General features: G+C 63.0%; 15 protein-coding genes. 11 read left to right on the forward strand and 4 right to left on the reverse strand.

The features are described from left to right. Positions 1 to 146: 146 nt before the first annotated feature. Positions 147 to 2,300, forward strand: a complete 2,154-nt coding sequence (locus JNE37_RS18570) for a GumC family protein (protein ID WP_203064246.1) — start codon at positions 147 to 149, stop codon at positions 2,298 to 2,300. Continuing rightward, positions 2,300 to 3,340: a polysaccharide deacetylase family protein gene (locus JNE37_RS18575; protein WP_203064248.1), complete on the forward strand. Its 1,041-nt coding sequence runs from the start codon at positions 2,300 to 2,302 to the stop codon at positions 3,338 to 3,340. The genes JNE37_RS18570 and JNE37_RS18575 overlap by 1 nt, the downstream gene beginning before the upstream one ends. Here the strand turns inward: JNE37_RS18575 and JNE37_RS18580 are convergent, their stop codons facing one another. Further along, a complete protein-coding gene (locus JNE37_RS18580) occupies positions 3,341 to 3,550 on the reverse strand; it encodes a DUF2842 domain-containing protein (RefSeq protein WP_035093166.1) in 210 nt (69 codons plus the stop codon). Positions 3,551 to 3,628: 78 nt separating this feature from the next. Here JNE37_RS18580 and JNE37_RS18585 point away from each other — a divergent pair, with 78 nt between their 5' ends. The 7 genes from JNE37_RS18585 to JNE37_RS18615 all read left to right on the forward strand — a co-directional run bounded on the left by JNE37_RS18585 (position 3,629) and on the right by JNE37_RS18615 (position 9,065). Then, a complete protein-coding gene (locus JNE37_RS18585) occupies positions 3,629 to 4,696 on the forward strand; it encodes a COX15/CtaA family protein (RefSeq protein WP_246513360.1) in 1,068 nt (355 codons plus the stop codon). A gap of 148 nt (positions 4,697 to 4,844) precedes the next feature. Then, positions 4,845 to 5,309: a 50S ribosomal protein L13 gene (gene rplM, locus JNE37_RS18590; protein ID WP_035039032.1), complete on the forward strand. Its 465-nt coding sequence runs from the start codon at positions 4,845 to 4,847 to the stop codon at positions 5,307 to 5,309. A gap of 1 nt (position 5,310) precedes the next feature. After that, complete coding sequence (rpsI, locus tag JNE37_RS18595) at positions 5,311 to 5,787, forward strand: 30S ribosomal protein S9 (RefSeq protein ID WP_203064250.1); 477 nt, start codon at positions 5,311 to 5,313, stop codon at positions 5,785 to 5,787. A gap of 82 nt (positions 5,788 to 5,869) precedes the next feature. Further along, positions 5,870 to 6,517 carry an SdpI family protein gene (locus JNE37_RS18600; protein ID WP_203064251.1) on the forward strand — a complete coding sequence of 216 codons (648 nt, stop codon included), beginning with the start codon at positions 5,870 to 5,872 and terminating at the stop codon, positions 6,515 to 6,517. 167 nt (positions 6,518 to 6,684) lie between these two features. Further along, a complete protein-coding gene (locus tag JNE37_RS18605; RefSeq protein WP_035039026.1) occupies positions 6,685 to 8,049 on the forward strand; it encodes a dicarboxylate/amino acid:cation symporter in 1,365 nt (454 codons plus the stop codon). Between the two features lie 99 nt (positions 8,050 to 8,148). Further along, a complete protein-coding gene (locus JNE37_RS18610) occupies positions 8,149 to 8,418 on the forward strand; it encodes an autorepressor SdpR family transcription factor (RefSeq protein ID WP_200879816.1) in 270 nt (89 codons plus the stop codon). Further along, the gene (locus JNE37_RS18615) at positions 8,415 to 9,065 is read left to right on the forward strand and encodes an SdpI family protein (RefSeq protein WP_203064253.1); all 651 of its coding nucleotides are present in this window, start codon (positions 8,415 to 8,417) and stop codon (positions 9,063 to 9,065) included. Before JNE37_RS18610 ends, JNE37_RS18615 begins: the two co-directional genes overlap by 4 nt. Here the strand turns inward: JNE37_RS18615 and JNE37_RS18620 are convergent. Next, the gene (locus JNE37_RS18620) at positions 9,062 to 10,348 is read right to left on the reverse strand and encodes a glycosyltransferase (protein ID WP_052016209.1); all 1,287 of its coding nucleotides are present in this window, start codon (positions 10,346 to 10,348) and stop codon (positions 9,062 to 9,064) included. The genes JNE37_RS18615 and JNE37_RS18620 overlap by 4 nt on opposite strands. Positions 10,349 to 10,828: 480 nt before the next feature. Here JNE37_RS18620 and JNE37_RS18625 point away from each other — a divergent pair, with 480 nt between their 5' ends. Then, positions 10,829 to 12,052 (forward strand): LL-diaminopimelate aminotransferase, encoded by a 1,224-nt coding sequence (locus tag JNE37_RS18625; RefSeq protein ID WP_203064255.1) that lies wholly within the window; start codon positions 10,829 to 10,831, stop codon positions 12,050 to 12,052. 3 nt (positions 12,053 to 12,055) lie between these two features. Here the strand turns inward: JNE37_RS18625 and JNE37_RS18630 are convergent, their stop codons facing one another. Beyond that, the gene (locus JNE37_RS18630; RefSeq protein WP_035093172.1) at positions 12,056 to 12,370 is read right to left on the reverse strand and encodes a type II toxin-antitoxin system RelE/ParE family toxin; all 315 of its coding nucleotides are present in this window, start codon (positions 12,368 to 12,370) and stop codon (positions 12,056 to 12,058) included. Beyond that, a complete protein-coding gene (locus JNE37_RS18635) occupies positions 12,367 to 12,621 on the reverse strand; it encodes a type II toxin-antitoxin system ParD family antitoxin (RefSeq protein ID WP_203064257.1) in 255 nt (84 codons plus the stop codon). Before JNE37_RS18635 ends, JNE37_RS18630 begins: the two co-directional genes overlap by 4 nt. A 273-nt stretch (positions 12,622 to 12,894) precedes the next feature. Here JNE37_RS18635 and JNE37_RS18640 point away from each other — a divergent pair, with 273 nt between their 5' ends. Further along, on the forward strand, positions 12,895 to 14,235 hold the full coding sequence (locus JNE37_RS18640) for a homoserine dehydrogenase (protein WP_052016250.1): 1,341 nt from the start codon (positions 12,895 to 12,897) through the stop codon (positions 14,233 to 14,235). Positions 14,236 to 14,255: the final 20 nt, after the last annotated feature.

Below are 14,255 nucleotides of genomic sequence, written 5' to 3' on the forward strand. Positions count from 1 at the left end.
TCCACGATTTTCATCGCGCGCAATGTGTGCCGGCTATGGTTAACAATCCCCTTAAGGTGGGGATGGTTGAGGTGCGAATTGCGAGTTTCTTAACGGATTGCTTACCACGTCGATCCGATAAGCGAGCAGATGAAACGGGGGCGCCGATGGCATACGAGTCGCACGATGAACGCGATTTGAGCATGGACATGCGGGCCATGCTTGGTGCGATCTGGGCGCGCAAGATCCGTATCGTTCTCGTGACCGTGCTTCTGCTGGCGGCAACCTATGGTCTGCTGCTTTTCGTTCCCAAGACATATGAATCGGAAGCGGGCATCCTCGTTGCGCCGCGCGACAGTGTTTATACGCGCGCTGCAGGCGATACGGGTCCAAGCGCGACCGAATCCACCGCAGACTCCGCGATTTCCAGCCAGATCGAACTCATCAAGTCCCGCGACACGCTGCAGAGCGTGATCGAGACGCAGGGCTTGCGCGAGGTGAAGGAATTCACCGATCCGGGTGCCTCGATCGTCGGGCTCATCGGCTCGCTGCTCGGCCGCAAGCCGGCCGCCCGCGATGTCGACGAGACGATCCTGGCCAATCTCTCCGAGCGTCTGTCGGTCAAGCGCAGCAGGGACTCGCTGGTTATTACCGTCGGCGTGCGCTCGGAAGACCCGCAGCTGGCCGCGCGGCTCGCTAACGCCATTGCGAATGCCCACGTGCAGCGCCGCGCCGCTCTCTCGCTGTCCGATACCGCCGAGGCCTCTGTCTGGCTTGAGCAGCAGATCGAGAGCCTGCGTACGAAGGTTGCCGATGCCGAAGCCAAAGTCGCCTCGTTCAAGGTGGACAACGACCTGCTGACCAGCGGCAGCACCAATACCTCCGTCGTCGACCAGCAGATGTCGAGCGTCGCCGGCCAGATCACGGCGGCGCAGGAGCGGATGAACACGGCCCTGTCGCGTGCCAACCTCATCGACGGCATGCTCAAGGAAGGCCAGCCGATCGAAGGCATCACCGATATTCGCGATTCCGCCACGATCCAGCAGCTCACCCAGCAAAAGGCGCAGCTCCAGGGCGAGAAGGCGCAGAAGCTGGCGACGCTCCTGCCTAACCATCCGGACGTTCAGGCGATCGTCGCCCAGATCGCCGAGATCGATAAGCAGATCGGTATCGAAGGGCGGCGCTCCGCCGAGGCGCTCAAGGCCGAGGCCAAGATCGAAAGTGATCTCATCACTTCGTTGCAGAACGAATTGAATAGACTCAAGTCTTCGGCCGGCGACGCCACCCGTCAGACCGTCACGCTCGACGGTTTGCAGCGCGAAGCCAAGGCCCAGCGCGACCTGCTCGAAAGCTATCTGATCCGCTATCGCGACGCGACTTCGCGTACTGATATCAATGCCTCGCTGCCTGACGTGCGGGTGATTACGCTCGCCGCCGCCTCTGTGACGCCGGCTGCTCCCAAGACGACGTTCATCCTCGCGGCAGTCGGCATCGTTTCCTTCGTGCTGCAGATCGGCATGATCCTTTTTGGTGAGCTCATGTCGGGCAGGGCGCTCGTTGTCCGCGCTCGCACCGAGCCGAAGGTGTCTGCCGAGCCGGCGGCAGCCAGGGTCGTTGCCGTTCCAGAGACCGTAACCGAGGATCAGTTCGCTATTGCCCCGGTCGTTGATCCGATCGAAATCGTCGAAGAGGCCGAGCCTCAGCCATCGAGCGAGGTTGAGGCTGGGGACGATGCGCCTGCCGTCGCTGCCAATGTCGTCGATGCGCCGCGCCCGAGCCTGAGCGAGCTCACCAAGCTCTCCGCCGATATCGGCATCGGTCGCGCCCGCGTCGTGCTGCTGGCGGCGGTCGGCTCGCAATCCGAATGTGCGGCGGTTGCCGAAAGCCTGATCGGCGATGCATTGCGGCGTGGCCTGTCGTTGGCGCGTGTCGATGCCGGCAGCGGTTTACCTTCTGATGAACCAGGCCTCACCGATCTTGCCGCAGACCTTGTGAGTTTCGGCGATGTCGTGCAGAAATCGGTGCGCGAGGGGCTTTCCGAAGTGCCGTGGGGCCAGGTTGCCACGATCAACCGCCGGTCCATGAAGCCGGTTACGCTGGTCGAGGCGCTGGCCGATATCTGCGAGGCCGTGATCGTGTCGACCGGCCGCGTCGGAGTAACATCGTCACTGCCCGTCTTCGCCGGCCTGGATTGCCGGCTCGTATTGGTCACGAACCAGGATGTGACCTCGGAGGAAATTGCTGCGGCACGGGGGGACGCCGAAGTGTTGGGTTATCAACTGATCCAGGTGGTGCCGGTACCGGCGCGACGAGCCGCGTGATGTCGGCCAAATACGCGATTATCCGGGGCGCCTTCGAGCTGCTGGCGCTTAGTCAGGTGCCGGCCCTGGTGCGGAGCCGTTCGCAGAGCAGGGGGCTGATCCTGACCCTGCACCGCGTCCTGCCGGAGAAACCGGCGCGGTTTTCGCCCAATGCCATCCTGCAGGTAACGCCCGACTTCCTCGATTTCACCATCAAGCGCGTCCGCGAGTTGGGCTTCGATATCGTCACCATGGACGAAGCGATCAGCCGGCTCCGCGCCGAGGAGCGGCAACGTCCTTTCGTGGTGTTCACCTTCGACGATGCCTACCGCGACAATCTCCAATACGCCCTGCCAATCATGCGCGCGAACTCGGCGCCCTTTACCCTCTACGTGGCGACGGCCTTCATCGACGGCGTCGGCGAGGTGTGGTGGCAGGCAATCGAGGACATCATTGCCGGACGTGACGCCGTGGCGGTGCCCGGTCGAAACGGAACAGACTACCTGCCCAGTGCGTCGCTTGCCGAGAAATGGCGGGCTTATGATGAACTCTATGCACGCATGCGGAAAATGCCGGAGCATGAACGCGTTGCGCTGATCCGCGACCTCGGCGAGGCCTATGGCCTCGATATCGAGGCGCATTGCCGAAATCTCATCATGAACTGGGATGAGCTGCAGACCTTTGTCGCTGAGCCGCTTTGCACGATTGGCGCACATACCGTCCATCACTACGAGCTATCCAAGCTGCCTGAAGCGGAAGCGCGCACGGAAATGGCGGACTCCGTGACGATCCTGGAGCAGCGCACGGGCAAGCGGCCGCGCCATTTTTCCTTCCCGATTGGGGGCAAGCCCAGCGCCGGCGCTCGCGAATACGGGCTGGCGCGCGAGCTCGGCTTTGTGTCGGCGGTGACGACTTTGCCGGGTGGTCTCTACTCGCGCGACAAGGAGCAGCTCTGGTCGCTGCCGCGCGTGTCGCTCAACGGGCTCTTCCAGTCCAAACGCTATGTCGATGTCTTCGCGACTGGCGGGCTCTTCTCGCTGCTTGGGCGGGTGGAAGAATAGTCAGGTCTTGTCGGGCTTTGCCATCCAGCGAATGATGGCCATGGCCGGCAGGCACCAGGCGAGGCCGGCCACCACGAAGAAGAGCAGCAGCACTGGCTGAGGCAGGCCGGTGAGGTAGGTGTCGTAGATCACCATGATGATCAGCGCGTAGCCGACGAGCACCGCCAGGGTCAGAAGCACCCCGATCAATTTTCTGGTACTTTGCGTCATGCGACCTTACGCCCGTTGCCAAAAGCAGTGGCCCGGGCTTACCACTCGCGCCGAAAAACCGATACCCAGAAAACTGCCGTGGCCAGCATCGACACCAGCACTTCCGTCTCCGCCCACAAGCCCGCCGACCGCCTGCGCCCGGTGCGCATCTGGCTCTATGTCATCGCGGTCCTGGTGCTGATCATGGTGGCTGTCGGCGGCATCACGCGCCTCACCGGCTCGGGCCTCTCGATCACGACCTGGAAGCCGATCTCGGGCATCATCCCGCCGATTACCGACGCTGACTGGCAGGCTGAGTACGAGGGCTACCGGCAGATCCCGCAATTCCAGGTCAACAATCATTGGATGAGCGTGGAGGACTTCAAGTCCATCTTCTGGTGGGAGTGGATCCATCGCTTCCTAGGCCGCATGATCGGCTTCGCCTTCGCGATCCCCTTCGTCGTGTTCCTGGTGCAGAAGCGCTTCTCGTGGAACCTGGCGGCCCCGCTGGGCATCCTCTTCGTGCTGGGCGGGCTGCAAGGCGCACTCGGCTGGTGGATGGTCTCCTCGGGCCTGAGCGAACTGACCTCAGTTTCCCAATACCGCCTTGCCGCGCACCTGAGCGCAGCCGCCTTGCTGCTCATGGCGCTCGTCGGCGTGGCGCGCAGCCTCGAGCCCGATGTGCCCGCGACCAAGGTCACGCCCGCCGAATGGTGGGGTGCGATTGCGCTTCTGGTGCTGATCTTCATCCAGCTCATCGCTGGCGCGTTCGTCGCCGGGCTGGATGCGGGCTTCGCCTACAATACCTGGCCGCTGATGGGCGATAGCTTCGTGCCGCCGGGCATGGCAACGCTCGATCCCTTCTGGAAGAACATCTTCGAGAACACCACGACCGTGCAGTTCATCCATCGCTGCATCGCCTATGTCATCGTTGCCTATGTCGCGTTCCGCCTGTGGCAGCAGAGCACGACTGGCGGATTCGGCGGCGTTCACAAGTGGTTGCCGCGTCTCTCGGCGCTCATCCTCTTCCAGGTTGCGCTGGGCATTACCACGCTCCTGCTGGTGATCCCGGTCGAGCTCGGCGTGGCACACCAGGTGGTGGCTTTCCTCCTGCTCGCCGCGACGATCTCGTACCTGGTAGATATGCGCCGCGCATCAAAGGCTTAGTTTGTGGTATCATTATACCGCGATTGTAAGTGATTGATTTTGCTGCGATTTATCTTTGTGCTTGACGGGTCCTCTGAGTCCCTGTAATTCCGCGCCACGAAACCGGCGGTGCCCCAGGCGCCGCCTTCCGATTTTAGGGAAATTCACCATGAGCACTTACTCGGCAAAACCGAGCGAGATCGAGAAGAAGTGGATCTTGATCGACGCAGAAGGTCTGGTGGTCGGTCGTCTCGCTTCGATCATCGCCTCCCGTCTGCGCGGCAAGCACAAGGCCACCTTCACCCCCCACATGGACATGGGCGACAACATCGTCGTCATCAATGCGGGCAAGGTGAAGCTGACCGGCCGCAAGATCGATCAGCACCGTTTCTACTGGCACACCGGCTATCCGGGCGGCATCAAGGACCGTACGGCCCGCCAGCTGCTCGAGGGTCGTTTCCCCGAGCGCGTGCTCGAGAACGCCGTGCGCCGCATGATGCCGGGTGGCCCGCTCACCCGCGCCCAGCTGCGTAACCTCAAGGTTTACTCCGGCGCCGAGCATCCCCATGAGGCACAGCAGCCCGCAAAGCTCGACGTTGCCTCGTTCAACTCCAAGAATGTGCGGGTGAAGTAATATGGCCGAGACCATCAACTCCCTCGAAGACCTCGGCACCGCGGCGCCCGTCGCCAATGCCGGCCCCGTGTACGAGCAGAAGCTTGACGACCAGGGCCGCGCCTATGCCACCGGCAAGCGTAAGGACGCCGTCGCTCGCGTCTGGATCAAGCCGGGCAACGGCAAGGTCACCGTCAATGGCAAGGACTACCTGGCTTACTTCGCCCGTCCGGTTCTGCAGATGATCCTGCGTCAGCCGATCGTGGCCGCTGGCCGCGTTGACCAGTACGACGTGGTCGTCACCGTCGCCGGTGGCGGTCTCTCCGGCCAGGCCGGTGCTGTCCGTCATGGCATCTCGCAGGCGCTCACCCACTTCGAGCCCGAGCTGCGTGGCGTCCTCAAGAAGGGCGGCTTCCTGACCCGCGACAGCCGCGTCGTCGAGCGCAAGAAGTACGGCCGCGCCAAGGCCCGTCGTTCGTTCCAGTTCTCCAAGCGCTAAGCTTCTCTGGAATACGAAAATTTTGCGAAGGGCCGGGAAACCGGCCCTTTTCTTTTTGCCCCATCCGGCCCACATGTCCGCCATGGCCAAGAGCATCATCACCCGCTTCCATATCCTGCTGCTCGGGGTGATCATCGCGATCACCGGCACGGCTGCTTACAAGGTTCCCGTTGACGAGGGATTGGCGATGCATTGGGATGCGCATGGCCAGCCCGATTGGATCTGGCCGCCCGAGATCGCCTTCGCCGTCGTACCGGTGATCGCCGTCGTCGTTGCCATGGCCTTCGGATTCGGCGCTTTGCTCGTGCCCAAGAACCGTCTCGAAATGGCCCGCCATGTGGTCGAGCCGGCGCTGAGCGCGGTTCTGGCCCTTGGCGTCTGCATCCAGTTCGGGCTGCTGATGATCGCCAACGGCTCCGACTTCGACATCATCCGCATCCTCGCCTTTGCCGTGGCTGCAGGATTGCTGCTGCTCGGTATCCTGCTGCGCGAGGCGGAGCGGCATACCTATGCCGGCCTGCGACTGCCCTGGGCCATGCCTGATGACGGCGTCTGGCGGCGTACGCACATGATTGCGGGATGGGCTTATGTTGTCGCAGCCATCGCCCTTGGGGCGCTTGCCTGGCTCCAGCCATTCCCCTCGACGCTCATCATCGCTTTTCCGCTTGCGCTGGCCGTTCCGGTGCTGCTGGCACGATTGGCATCTTTGACCGCGCGATCGGCCTCGTAGCAGCGACTTGCCGACAATCGGCGAAGTTGAGACGAACTTTCCGCACTGCCTAAGATAAAGGCAAAGCGCTGCGCTTCTTTTAGGCAGCAGACGGCTTACCCTCTTTTTCAAACGGGGCAGGGTGGATTCCACCAGCCGTCCCGCGAGGCAATTTTTCGAGATTCGTTATGTCAAACGCTTCACTCGCTGCTGGACGGAGCCCGTCCAAGCCGTTCTACACTTCGTTCGGGTTCCAGGTCCTCGCCGCCATGGTCGTGGGTCTCGTGCTCGGTTACATCGCTCGCCAGATCGGCACGGGTCCAGATGGCGCAGCCAACGCGCTCACCACGACCCTTTCGACCATCGGCACCATCTTCGTTCAGCTTCTGCGCGCCCTGGTCCCGGTCCTGGTCTTCACCGCCATCGTCGCCAGCATCGTCAAGCTGCGTGAGCTCAACAATGCCGCCCAACTCGTCTGGCAGACGCTGCTCTGGTTCGCTATCACCGCGCTGATCGCCGTGGTCATCGGCATCGCCCTCGGCCTCATCATCCAGCCGGGCACCACCGCAACCGTTGCGCAGGAGGCTGCGAAGGCACCGTCTTCGACCGGCTCGTGGCTCGACTTCCTCAAGGGCATCGTGCCGGGCAACGTCTTTGGCCTCCAGGCCTCGACCAAGGTGGCCGATAGCGGCGCGACGACTTCGCTCAACTTCAACGTCCTCCAGATACTCGTAGTCTCGATCGCCGTCGGCATCGCCGCGCTGCAGGTGGGCGACAAGGCCGAGCCGTTCCTCGCGTTCAACCGCTCGCTGCTCTCGATCACCCGCAAGATCCTGTGGTGGGTCATTCGCCTGACCCCGATCGGGACGATCGGCCTCCTCGGCAATGCCGTGGCCGTCTATGGCTGGGATGCGCTGGCTTCGCTCGGCTGGTTCACCGTCGCCGTCTATATCGGCCTCGCCATCGTGTTGCTGGTGGTCTACCCGGCGCTGCTCTCGGCCAACGGCCTCAATCCCGTCCGCTTCTTCCAGGGCGCCTGGCCGGCAATTCAGCTCGCTTTCGTCTCGCGTTCCTCGATCGGCACCCTGCCGGTGACCGAGGCCGTGACCGAACGCAACCTTGGCGTCCCGCGCGAATATTCCGCCTTCGCCGTGCCGCTTGGCGCCACGACCAAGATGGACGGCTGTGCCGCCATCTACCCGGCCATCGCCGCGATCTTCGTCGCCCAGTTCTACCAGATCCCGCTTGGGCTCCAGGAATACCTGCTGATCGCCTTCGTCTCGGTGATCGGCTCGGCAGCGACTGCCGGCCTCACGGGTGCCGTGGTCATGCTGACCCTGACGCTCTCCACGCTCGGCCTGCCGCTTCAGGGCGTCGGCCTGCTGCTCGCGATCGACCCGATCCTCGACATGGGTCGTACGGCGGTCAACGTCGCCGGCCAGGCACTGGTGCCAACCATCGTGGCCAAGCGCCAGGGTATCCTCAACCAGGCGCAGTACGACGCGGCCGAAGGCATTGATGCACTCGACGCCGTCGCCGTCGCGGCAGAGTAGCCGCGCCTCATCGCAGACAGGGAAGGGGCCTCCGGGCCCCTTTTCTTTTGCCCAAATATTCGTCTTGAGACTAATTAGAAAATAGACTAATTATGGCATATGAGCATTAACGCGGTTTTCGAAGCGCTGTCGCATCCGGTTCGCCGGAAAATCCTGAGCCTCCTGAAAAAGGGGCCGCTCAGCGCTGGCGAACTCGCCGAGCACTTCGATTTGAGCAAGCCGACGCTCTCCGTTCATTTCGCCAAACTCAAGGAGGCCGAACTCGTCGCCGTCGAGCGGCAGGGCACCAGCCTCATCTATCACCTCAACCTCTCCATTCTGGAGGAAGCGCTCACCGGCTTCCTCGCTTTCAAGGAACGCGACGAATGATACGCGATGTCGTCCTGACGAGGATAAATCTGCTTTTGCTCGCCTTGCTGGCGGCCGTGACGGCCTATGCCTTCGTCGCTGTACCTGCCGACGCGATCCTGCCGGTGCATTGGGGGCCGGACGGGCAGGCCGATCGTTTCGCGGGCCGAACCGAGGCATTCCTGATGATGCCGGTGATCGTGCTGGCCATGTGCGGTCTCTTCGCCGCCGTCGTGCGTTACATGCCGCGCGAACAGGTGGAGGGTGGCAAGTACGGACTGGGGGTGATCATCTCGGCGCTGCTGGTTTTGTTCCTGACGATCCAGAGTGGCTTGCTGCTCACCGGCCTCGGAATGCCAGTGGCCATGGTACAACTCATCATGCTGGGTATGGCGCTGTTGCTGATCGTGACGGGTAACGTCCTGCCCAAGTCGCAGCCCAATCGCTTCGCCGGTATCAGGCTGCCCTGGACCCTCGCCGACCACGCCAACTGGCGCGCAACGCATCGGCTGGTCGGCATGCTGATGATGGCCGGCGGCTTCCTGCTTGCAATCCTTGCGCTGCTGCCGATACACCCGCTCGTGCTGTTCGCCGGGTTCCTGTTGGCAGTGCTGATCCCGCTGATCGTGGGCGGGATCTATTCCTACCAGTTGAGCAGGCGAGCCTAGGCGCGCTTGCGGCTCTCCTCGCGCGGCACGTAATGGGCCATGACGCGCTCGATGACCTTGATGGCGTTATCCGTGCCCTTCTCGGCCTGAAGCTTCTCACCCAATGCCTGGGCATGGCTGCGGTAAGACGCGTTGGTCGTGAGGTCCTGCAATGCGGTCGCCAGGGTCTCCGGTGTCAGCTTGCGCAGCCGCACCGGCTTGGGGCCGCAGCCAAGTTCGTAGACGCGGCGGCCCCAATAGGGCTGGTCCACCGTCTGCGGCACGACGAAGGTCGGCTTGCCCAGCGTGAGGCCGGCGGAGGTCGTGCCCGCGCCGCCATGGTGAACCACGGCGCTCACATACTGGAAGAGCTTGTCGTGCGGGGCCTTCTCGAAGGCGAAGATGTTCTCGGGCAGGTCGGCCGGATTGATGCCGCCCCAGCCGCGAGCCACGACGGCGCGGCCGCCCCATGCCTTCACGGCATCCTTGAGAATCTGCGTGTTGCGTTCAGCGCCGAACGGCATCGAGCCGAAGCCGATATAGACGGGAGCCTCACCGGCCGCGAGGAACTTCTTGAACTCGGGAGAGGGCTGCCAATCCGAGCGATCCCTGAGCTGCCAATAGCCGGTGACGATGGCGTTCTTGGGCCAATCGCGCGGGCGCGGCGAAACCAGGCTCGAATAGGCATAGAGCGTCGTGAGCGGAGTGCCGTCCGTATTGCGGAAGAAGCCGCCTTTCTTGCGCGATTCGAGGCCCATCAGCTCGCGCCGCAGCTTGTTGCGGGGCAGGTTGTAGTAGATCTGCTGCACGGTCATGGCCGTGTAGCTGAGCTTGTTGAAGGTCGGCCCGAAGGTGGGGCTGTAATAGATGCAGAGCGGGAACTCGCTGGTGGAGTTCAGCGGCTGCAGCGCCACCATAATCGCCGGAATGCGCAGGGCCTCGGCGATGTCGACGCCGAAGCTGGTGTTCATGTTGAGGATGATGGCGTCGGCGCCCTGCGCCATGTTCCAGGCGAGGCGGGCAGCGGTGTCCACGATCCGCTGGCCCTGTCGCAGCAGGGCAGGGGCGTTCAGCAACATGTTCTGCGACATCGCCTTGTCGAAGCGCGACGTCTGCAGGAACGACTGGATGCTCGAGCCGAGGCTCGCAAACTCGATGTCGTAATTCCTCGCCATCGGCTCGAACTCGGCAGTTGCACCGAGAACGACGGAATAGCCGCGTTCCTTCAATGAAACGGCTAAGGCCAGATATGGCTGGACATCGCCCTGCGTGCCGATCGTGGCAATGGCAATGCGCTTTACCATGCAAACCTCATTGTCCCTATCTGCGCCAAGCCCCCGTCAGCAGCCATTTACAAGGCGACGACGGACAAGTAGAAAAGGCTCAGCACATGCTGGTTTCATTACAAAAATCGCAATATTAGGGCAAGAGATGCCGCTTATGGTTGCCATCGCTTCGACGGCTATCCCCGGAAATCTCCGGGTTGATGACGCGCGTCCGGCTGCGGCAGCCCTCGCCCCGATGTTGGCGGTCGCCCAAGGCGTTTCAAGGGCAGCGGCAAACGCTCGCTAGCTCTTCCCACAGGCCGCCGGGCGGCTGGGAGGAGCGAAATCGATCTGAAGCCGCGGCGAAATGCCCGGCCGTGCGCCCATTTCGGGCTTAAGCAAATCCACACCATAATTCCGCGATAATCGCGGACACTCTACTTACCGCCGCACCATGCGCAGACATTCTGCCATGCCGGTCAACCGGGCCAAGCGAGCCAACGGCCCACAGAGGACTAAATGAGCGAAGATTTCCATCGCATCCGCCGCCTTCCGCCTTACGTGTTCGATCACATCAATCCGATCAAGGCCAAGGCACGAGCTAATGGCGTGGACATCATCGACCTGGGCATGGGCAATCCGGACCTGCCCACGCCGAACCATATCGTCGAGAAACTGCAGGAAACCGCGCTCGATCCGCGCACACACCGCTACTCGACTTCCAAGGGCATTCCGGGCCTGCGCAAGGCCCAGGCCTCCTATTACGGCCGTCGTTTCGGCGTGAAGCTCAACCCCGATACGCAGGTGGTGGCGACCCTCGGCTCCAAGGAGGGTTTTGCGAACATGGCGGCGGCGATCACCGCGCCGGGCGACGTGGTGCTCGTGCCCAACCCGACCTATCCCATCCACTCGTTCGGCTTCATCATGGCCGGCGGCGTGGTGCGCTCGATGCCGGCGGACCCCAATGAGGACTTCCTGCGTACGCTCGACCGCGCCGTGCGCCACTCGATTCCCAAGCCGATCGCGCTGATTCTCAACTATCCGGCCAACCCGACCGCCTACGTAGCCGATCTCGATTTCTACGCCGAGGTCGTCAAGTATTGTAAGGCGCACGACATCTTCATCCTGTCGGATCTGGCCTATGCCGAGATCTATTTCGACGGCGTGCAGCCGCCGTCCGTCCTGCAGGTGCCGGGAGCCATCGACATCACCGTGGAATTCACCTCGATGTCCAAGACCTATTCGATGCCCGGCTGGCGCGTCGGCTTTGCCGTGGGCAACGAACGGCTGATCTCCGCGCTGGCGCGCGTGAAGTCGTATCTCGACTATGGTGCCTTCACCCCCATCCAGGTGGCCGCGGCGACCGCGCTCAACGGCTCGGACGAGGTGATCGAGGACGTGCGCAAGATCTACCAGCTGCGCCGCGACGTGATGGTGGAGAGCTTCGGCCGTGCCGGCTGGAACATCCCATCCCCGGGCGCGACCATGTTCGCCTGGGCGCCGATCCCCGACCAGTTCGCCCATCTCGGCTCGCTCGAATTCGCCAAGCTGCTTATCCAGGAGACCGGCGTGGCCGTGGCGCCGGGCGTGGGCTTCGGCGAATACGGCGACCAGTACATCCGCCTCGCCCTCGTCGAGAACGAGCAGCGCATCCGGCAGGCCGCTCGCGCCATCAAGAAGTTCCTCGGCGGCGTGCCGAGCCACGGCAACGTGGTGCCCATGCAGGCCAACGCGAAGGTCTGATCTTCAAGGCCCGGCGTCATCGTCGAAATAGGCGATGACGTCGCGGTGGCCGTGCAGGACCGCCACGATCTCGACTGCGTCAGGCAGGTAGCGGAAGAAGATAACATACCCCCTGAACGGGAAACTGCGCAGATCCGGCGCGAGTTCTGGCCTTGGCCTGCCAAGTGTGCCGGGGAGGGTGGAGAGCTTGCTGCATTGCTCGCCCATCCGAGCGATAATGTTCGTTGCCAGTTCCGGGCGTTGTGACTGGTCCGCGACGAAGATGCCGATCTCGATTATCTGGCGTCTGGCGGCCGTCGTAAGGACCAGCTTCCTCATTTATGGACCGGCTTGCCGGCCTGCCATGCCTTCAACTCTTCGTTCAGCCCCATCTGGACGTCTTCCCAGCTATGAGAGCCGCCTTCATCCAGAGCTGCCTGGATGCTCTCGCGAAGTGCCTTGAGCTTGGTTTCTCGCTCCTCCACGAGCCGCAAACCTTCGCGGACGACTTCGCTCACCGATCCGTAGCGGCCGCTGCGGACGGCTTCGGCTACGAATTCTTCCCAGCGTTCGCCGATTGATACGTTCATGATCCACCTCCTTGGTGAAGGCAAACGATAACAGGAATTGCGCAGTTTCTGTTATCAATTTTCTCCTATTGACGTGCAGGCAGTTTCCTATTCATGTGTCGCGCCATGAGCGACATAGTTTCTTTCCGCCAAGCCGTTGAAGCCTTCATTGCGCAGCGCGGCTGGACTCCGACCCGGTTCGGCCGAGCGATTGCCGGCGATCCGCTGTTCGTCTTCGACCTGCGTGAGGGGCGCGAGCCGCGCTCGGATACGCGTGCGCGTATCCTCAAGGCGATGCAGGAGCAGGGCGATGCTTCCGCGCTGGCGCCGCTGCGCATCGGTGTGGCTGGCCTCGGCAATGTCGGGGCGACGCTCGTCAAGATTCTCCAGAACGATGGCGTCGAGCTCAACAAGAAGCTCGGGCGCCAGGTCGTGGTTACCGCCGTTGCCGCGCGCTCGCGCTCGCGCGACCGGGGCATCGATATTTCGGGCCTCGAATGGTTCGACGATCCGGTGGCCCTGGCCAAGTCCGATTCGATCGATCTTTTCGTCGAGCTGATCGGCGGCGAGGACGGGCCGGCGCTGGCCGCCGTGCGCGCTGCGCTCGAGGCGGGGCGCCCGGTGGTGACCGCCAACAAGGCGCTGCTGGCCAAGCACGGCGTGGCCCTGGCGCGGATTGCCGAGGATTCCGGCGCGCAGCTTGGCTTCGAAGCGGCCGTTGCCGGCGGCATTCCGGTGATCAAGACGCTGCGCGAAGGCCTGGGCTCGGCGCGCATCGGGCGCGTCTACGGCATCATGAACGGCACCTGCAACTATATCCTGACGCGGATGGGCAACGAGGGCATCTCCTTCCAGGAATGCCTTCGCGACGCGCAGGCGCTCGGCTATGCCGAAGCTGACCCGACTTTCGACGTCGAAGGATTCGATACCGCTCATAAACTCGCCATCCTTGCCAGCCTCTGCTTCGGGTGCGAGATCGCGCCCAACGAGATTTTCGTAGAGGGTATCACCGGCATCTCGCAGGCGGATATCAAGGTCGCCTCCGACCTCGGCTACAAGATCAAGCTGCTGGGCATTGCCCAGCGTTCTCCGGAGGGAATCGAGCAGCGGGTACATCCCACGCTCGTGCCCAAGAGTAGTGCGGTGGCGGGTGTCGATGGCGTGCTGAACGCGATCGCGCTCGAGACGGACTACGTGCACGAACTGCTGCTGGCCGGCCCGGGCGCGGGTGGCCCGCCGACGGCTTCCTCCGTGCTCTCTGACATTCTCGATATCGCCCGCGGTACGCGCGTGCCGCCGCTCGGCGTGCCGAGCCACGAACTCACGCCCTATCGCCAGGCACCGATGCGGGCGCATGAGGGCGGCTACTACATCCGACTAAATGCCAAGGATGTTCCCGGCGCGCTTGCTGCTATTGCTTCGCGCATGGGCGAGCGGGGCATCTCGATCGAGAGTGTCATCCAGCGGCCAGACTTGCGTGTTAGCGACCCTGCCGCGGACGGCATTGCGACCCGCACGGTCGTGCTGCTTACCCACGAAACCATGGAAGCGACGGTCCGCGGTACTATTGCCCAGATCGCCAGCGATGGTTTCATCGTGGGTGAGCCGCAGCTCATCCGCATCGAGAAAATCTGATCTTGCCCCTTGGTTGGGGC

It is taken from the genome of Paradevosia shaoguanensis (assembly GCF_016801025.1).
In the GTDB taxonomy this organism is placed as follows: domain Bacteria; phylum Pseudomonadota; class Alphaproteobacteria; order Rhizobiales; family Devosiaceae; genus Paradevosia; species Paradevosia shaoguanensis.

Coding starts and splice junctions, on each gene's coding strand:
- JNE37_RS18570 (WP_203064246.1), top strand. CDS start 147: ATGGCATACGAGTCGCACGATGAACGCGATTTGAGCATGGACATGCGG.
- JNE37_RS18575 (WP_203064248.1), top strand. CDS start 2,300: ATGTCGGCCAAATACGCGATTATCCGGGGCGCCTTCGAGCTGCTGGCG.
- JNE37_RS18580 (WP_035093166.1), bottom strand. CDS start 3,550: ATGACGCAAAGTACCAGAAAATTGATCGGGGTGCTTCTGACCCTGGCG.
- rplM (WP_035039032.1), top strand. CDS start 4,845: ATGAGCACTTACTCGGCAAAACCGAGCGAGATCGAGAAGAAGTGGATC.
- rpsI (WP_203064250.1), top strand. CDS start 5,311: ATGGCCGAGACCATCAACTCCCTCGAAGACCTCGGCACCGCGGCGCCC.
- JNE37_RS18600 (WP_203064251.1), top strand. CDS start 5,870: ATGGCCAAGAGCATCATCACCCGCTTCCATATCCTGCTGCTCGGGGTG.
- JNE37_RS18605 (WP_035039026.1), top strand. CDS start 6,685: ATGTCAAACGCTTCACTCGCTGCTGGACGGAGCCCGTCCAAGCCGTTC.
- JNE37_RS18610 (WP_200879816.1), top strand. CDS start 8,149: ATGAGCATTAACGCGGTTTTCGAAGCGCTGTCGCATCCGGTTCGCCGG.
- JNE37_RS18615 (WP_203064253.1), top strand. CDS start 8,415: ATGATACGCGATGTCGTCCTGACGAGGATAAATCTGCTTTTGCTCGCC.
- JNE37_RS18620 (WP_052016209.1), bottom strand. CDS start 10,348: ATGGTAAAGCGCATTGCCATTGCCACGATCGGCACGCAGGGCGATGTC.
- JNE37_RS18625 (WP_203064255.1), top strand. CDS start 10,829: ATGAGCGAAGATTTCCATCGCATCCGCCGCCTTCCGCCTTACGTGTTC.
- JNE37_RS18630 (WP_035093172.1), bottom strand. CDS start 12,370: ATGAGGAAGCTGGTCCTTACGACGGCCGCCAGACGCCAGATAATCGAG.
- JNE37_RS18635 (WP_203064257.1), bottom strand. CDS start 12,621: ATGAACGTATCAATCGGCGAACGCTGGGAAGAATTCGTAGCCGAAGCC.
- JNE37_RS18640 (WP_052016250.1), top strand. CDS start 12,895: ATGCAGGAGCAGGGCGATGCTTCCGCGCTGGCGCCGCTGCGCATCGGT.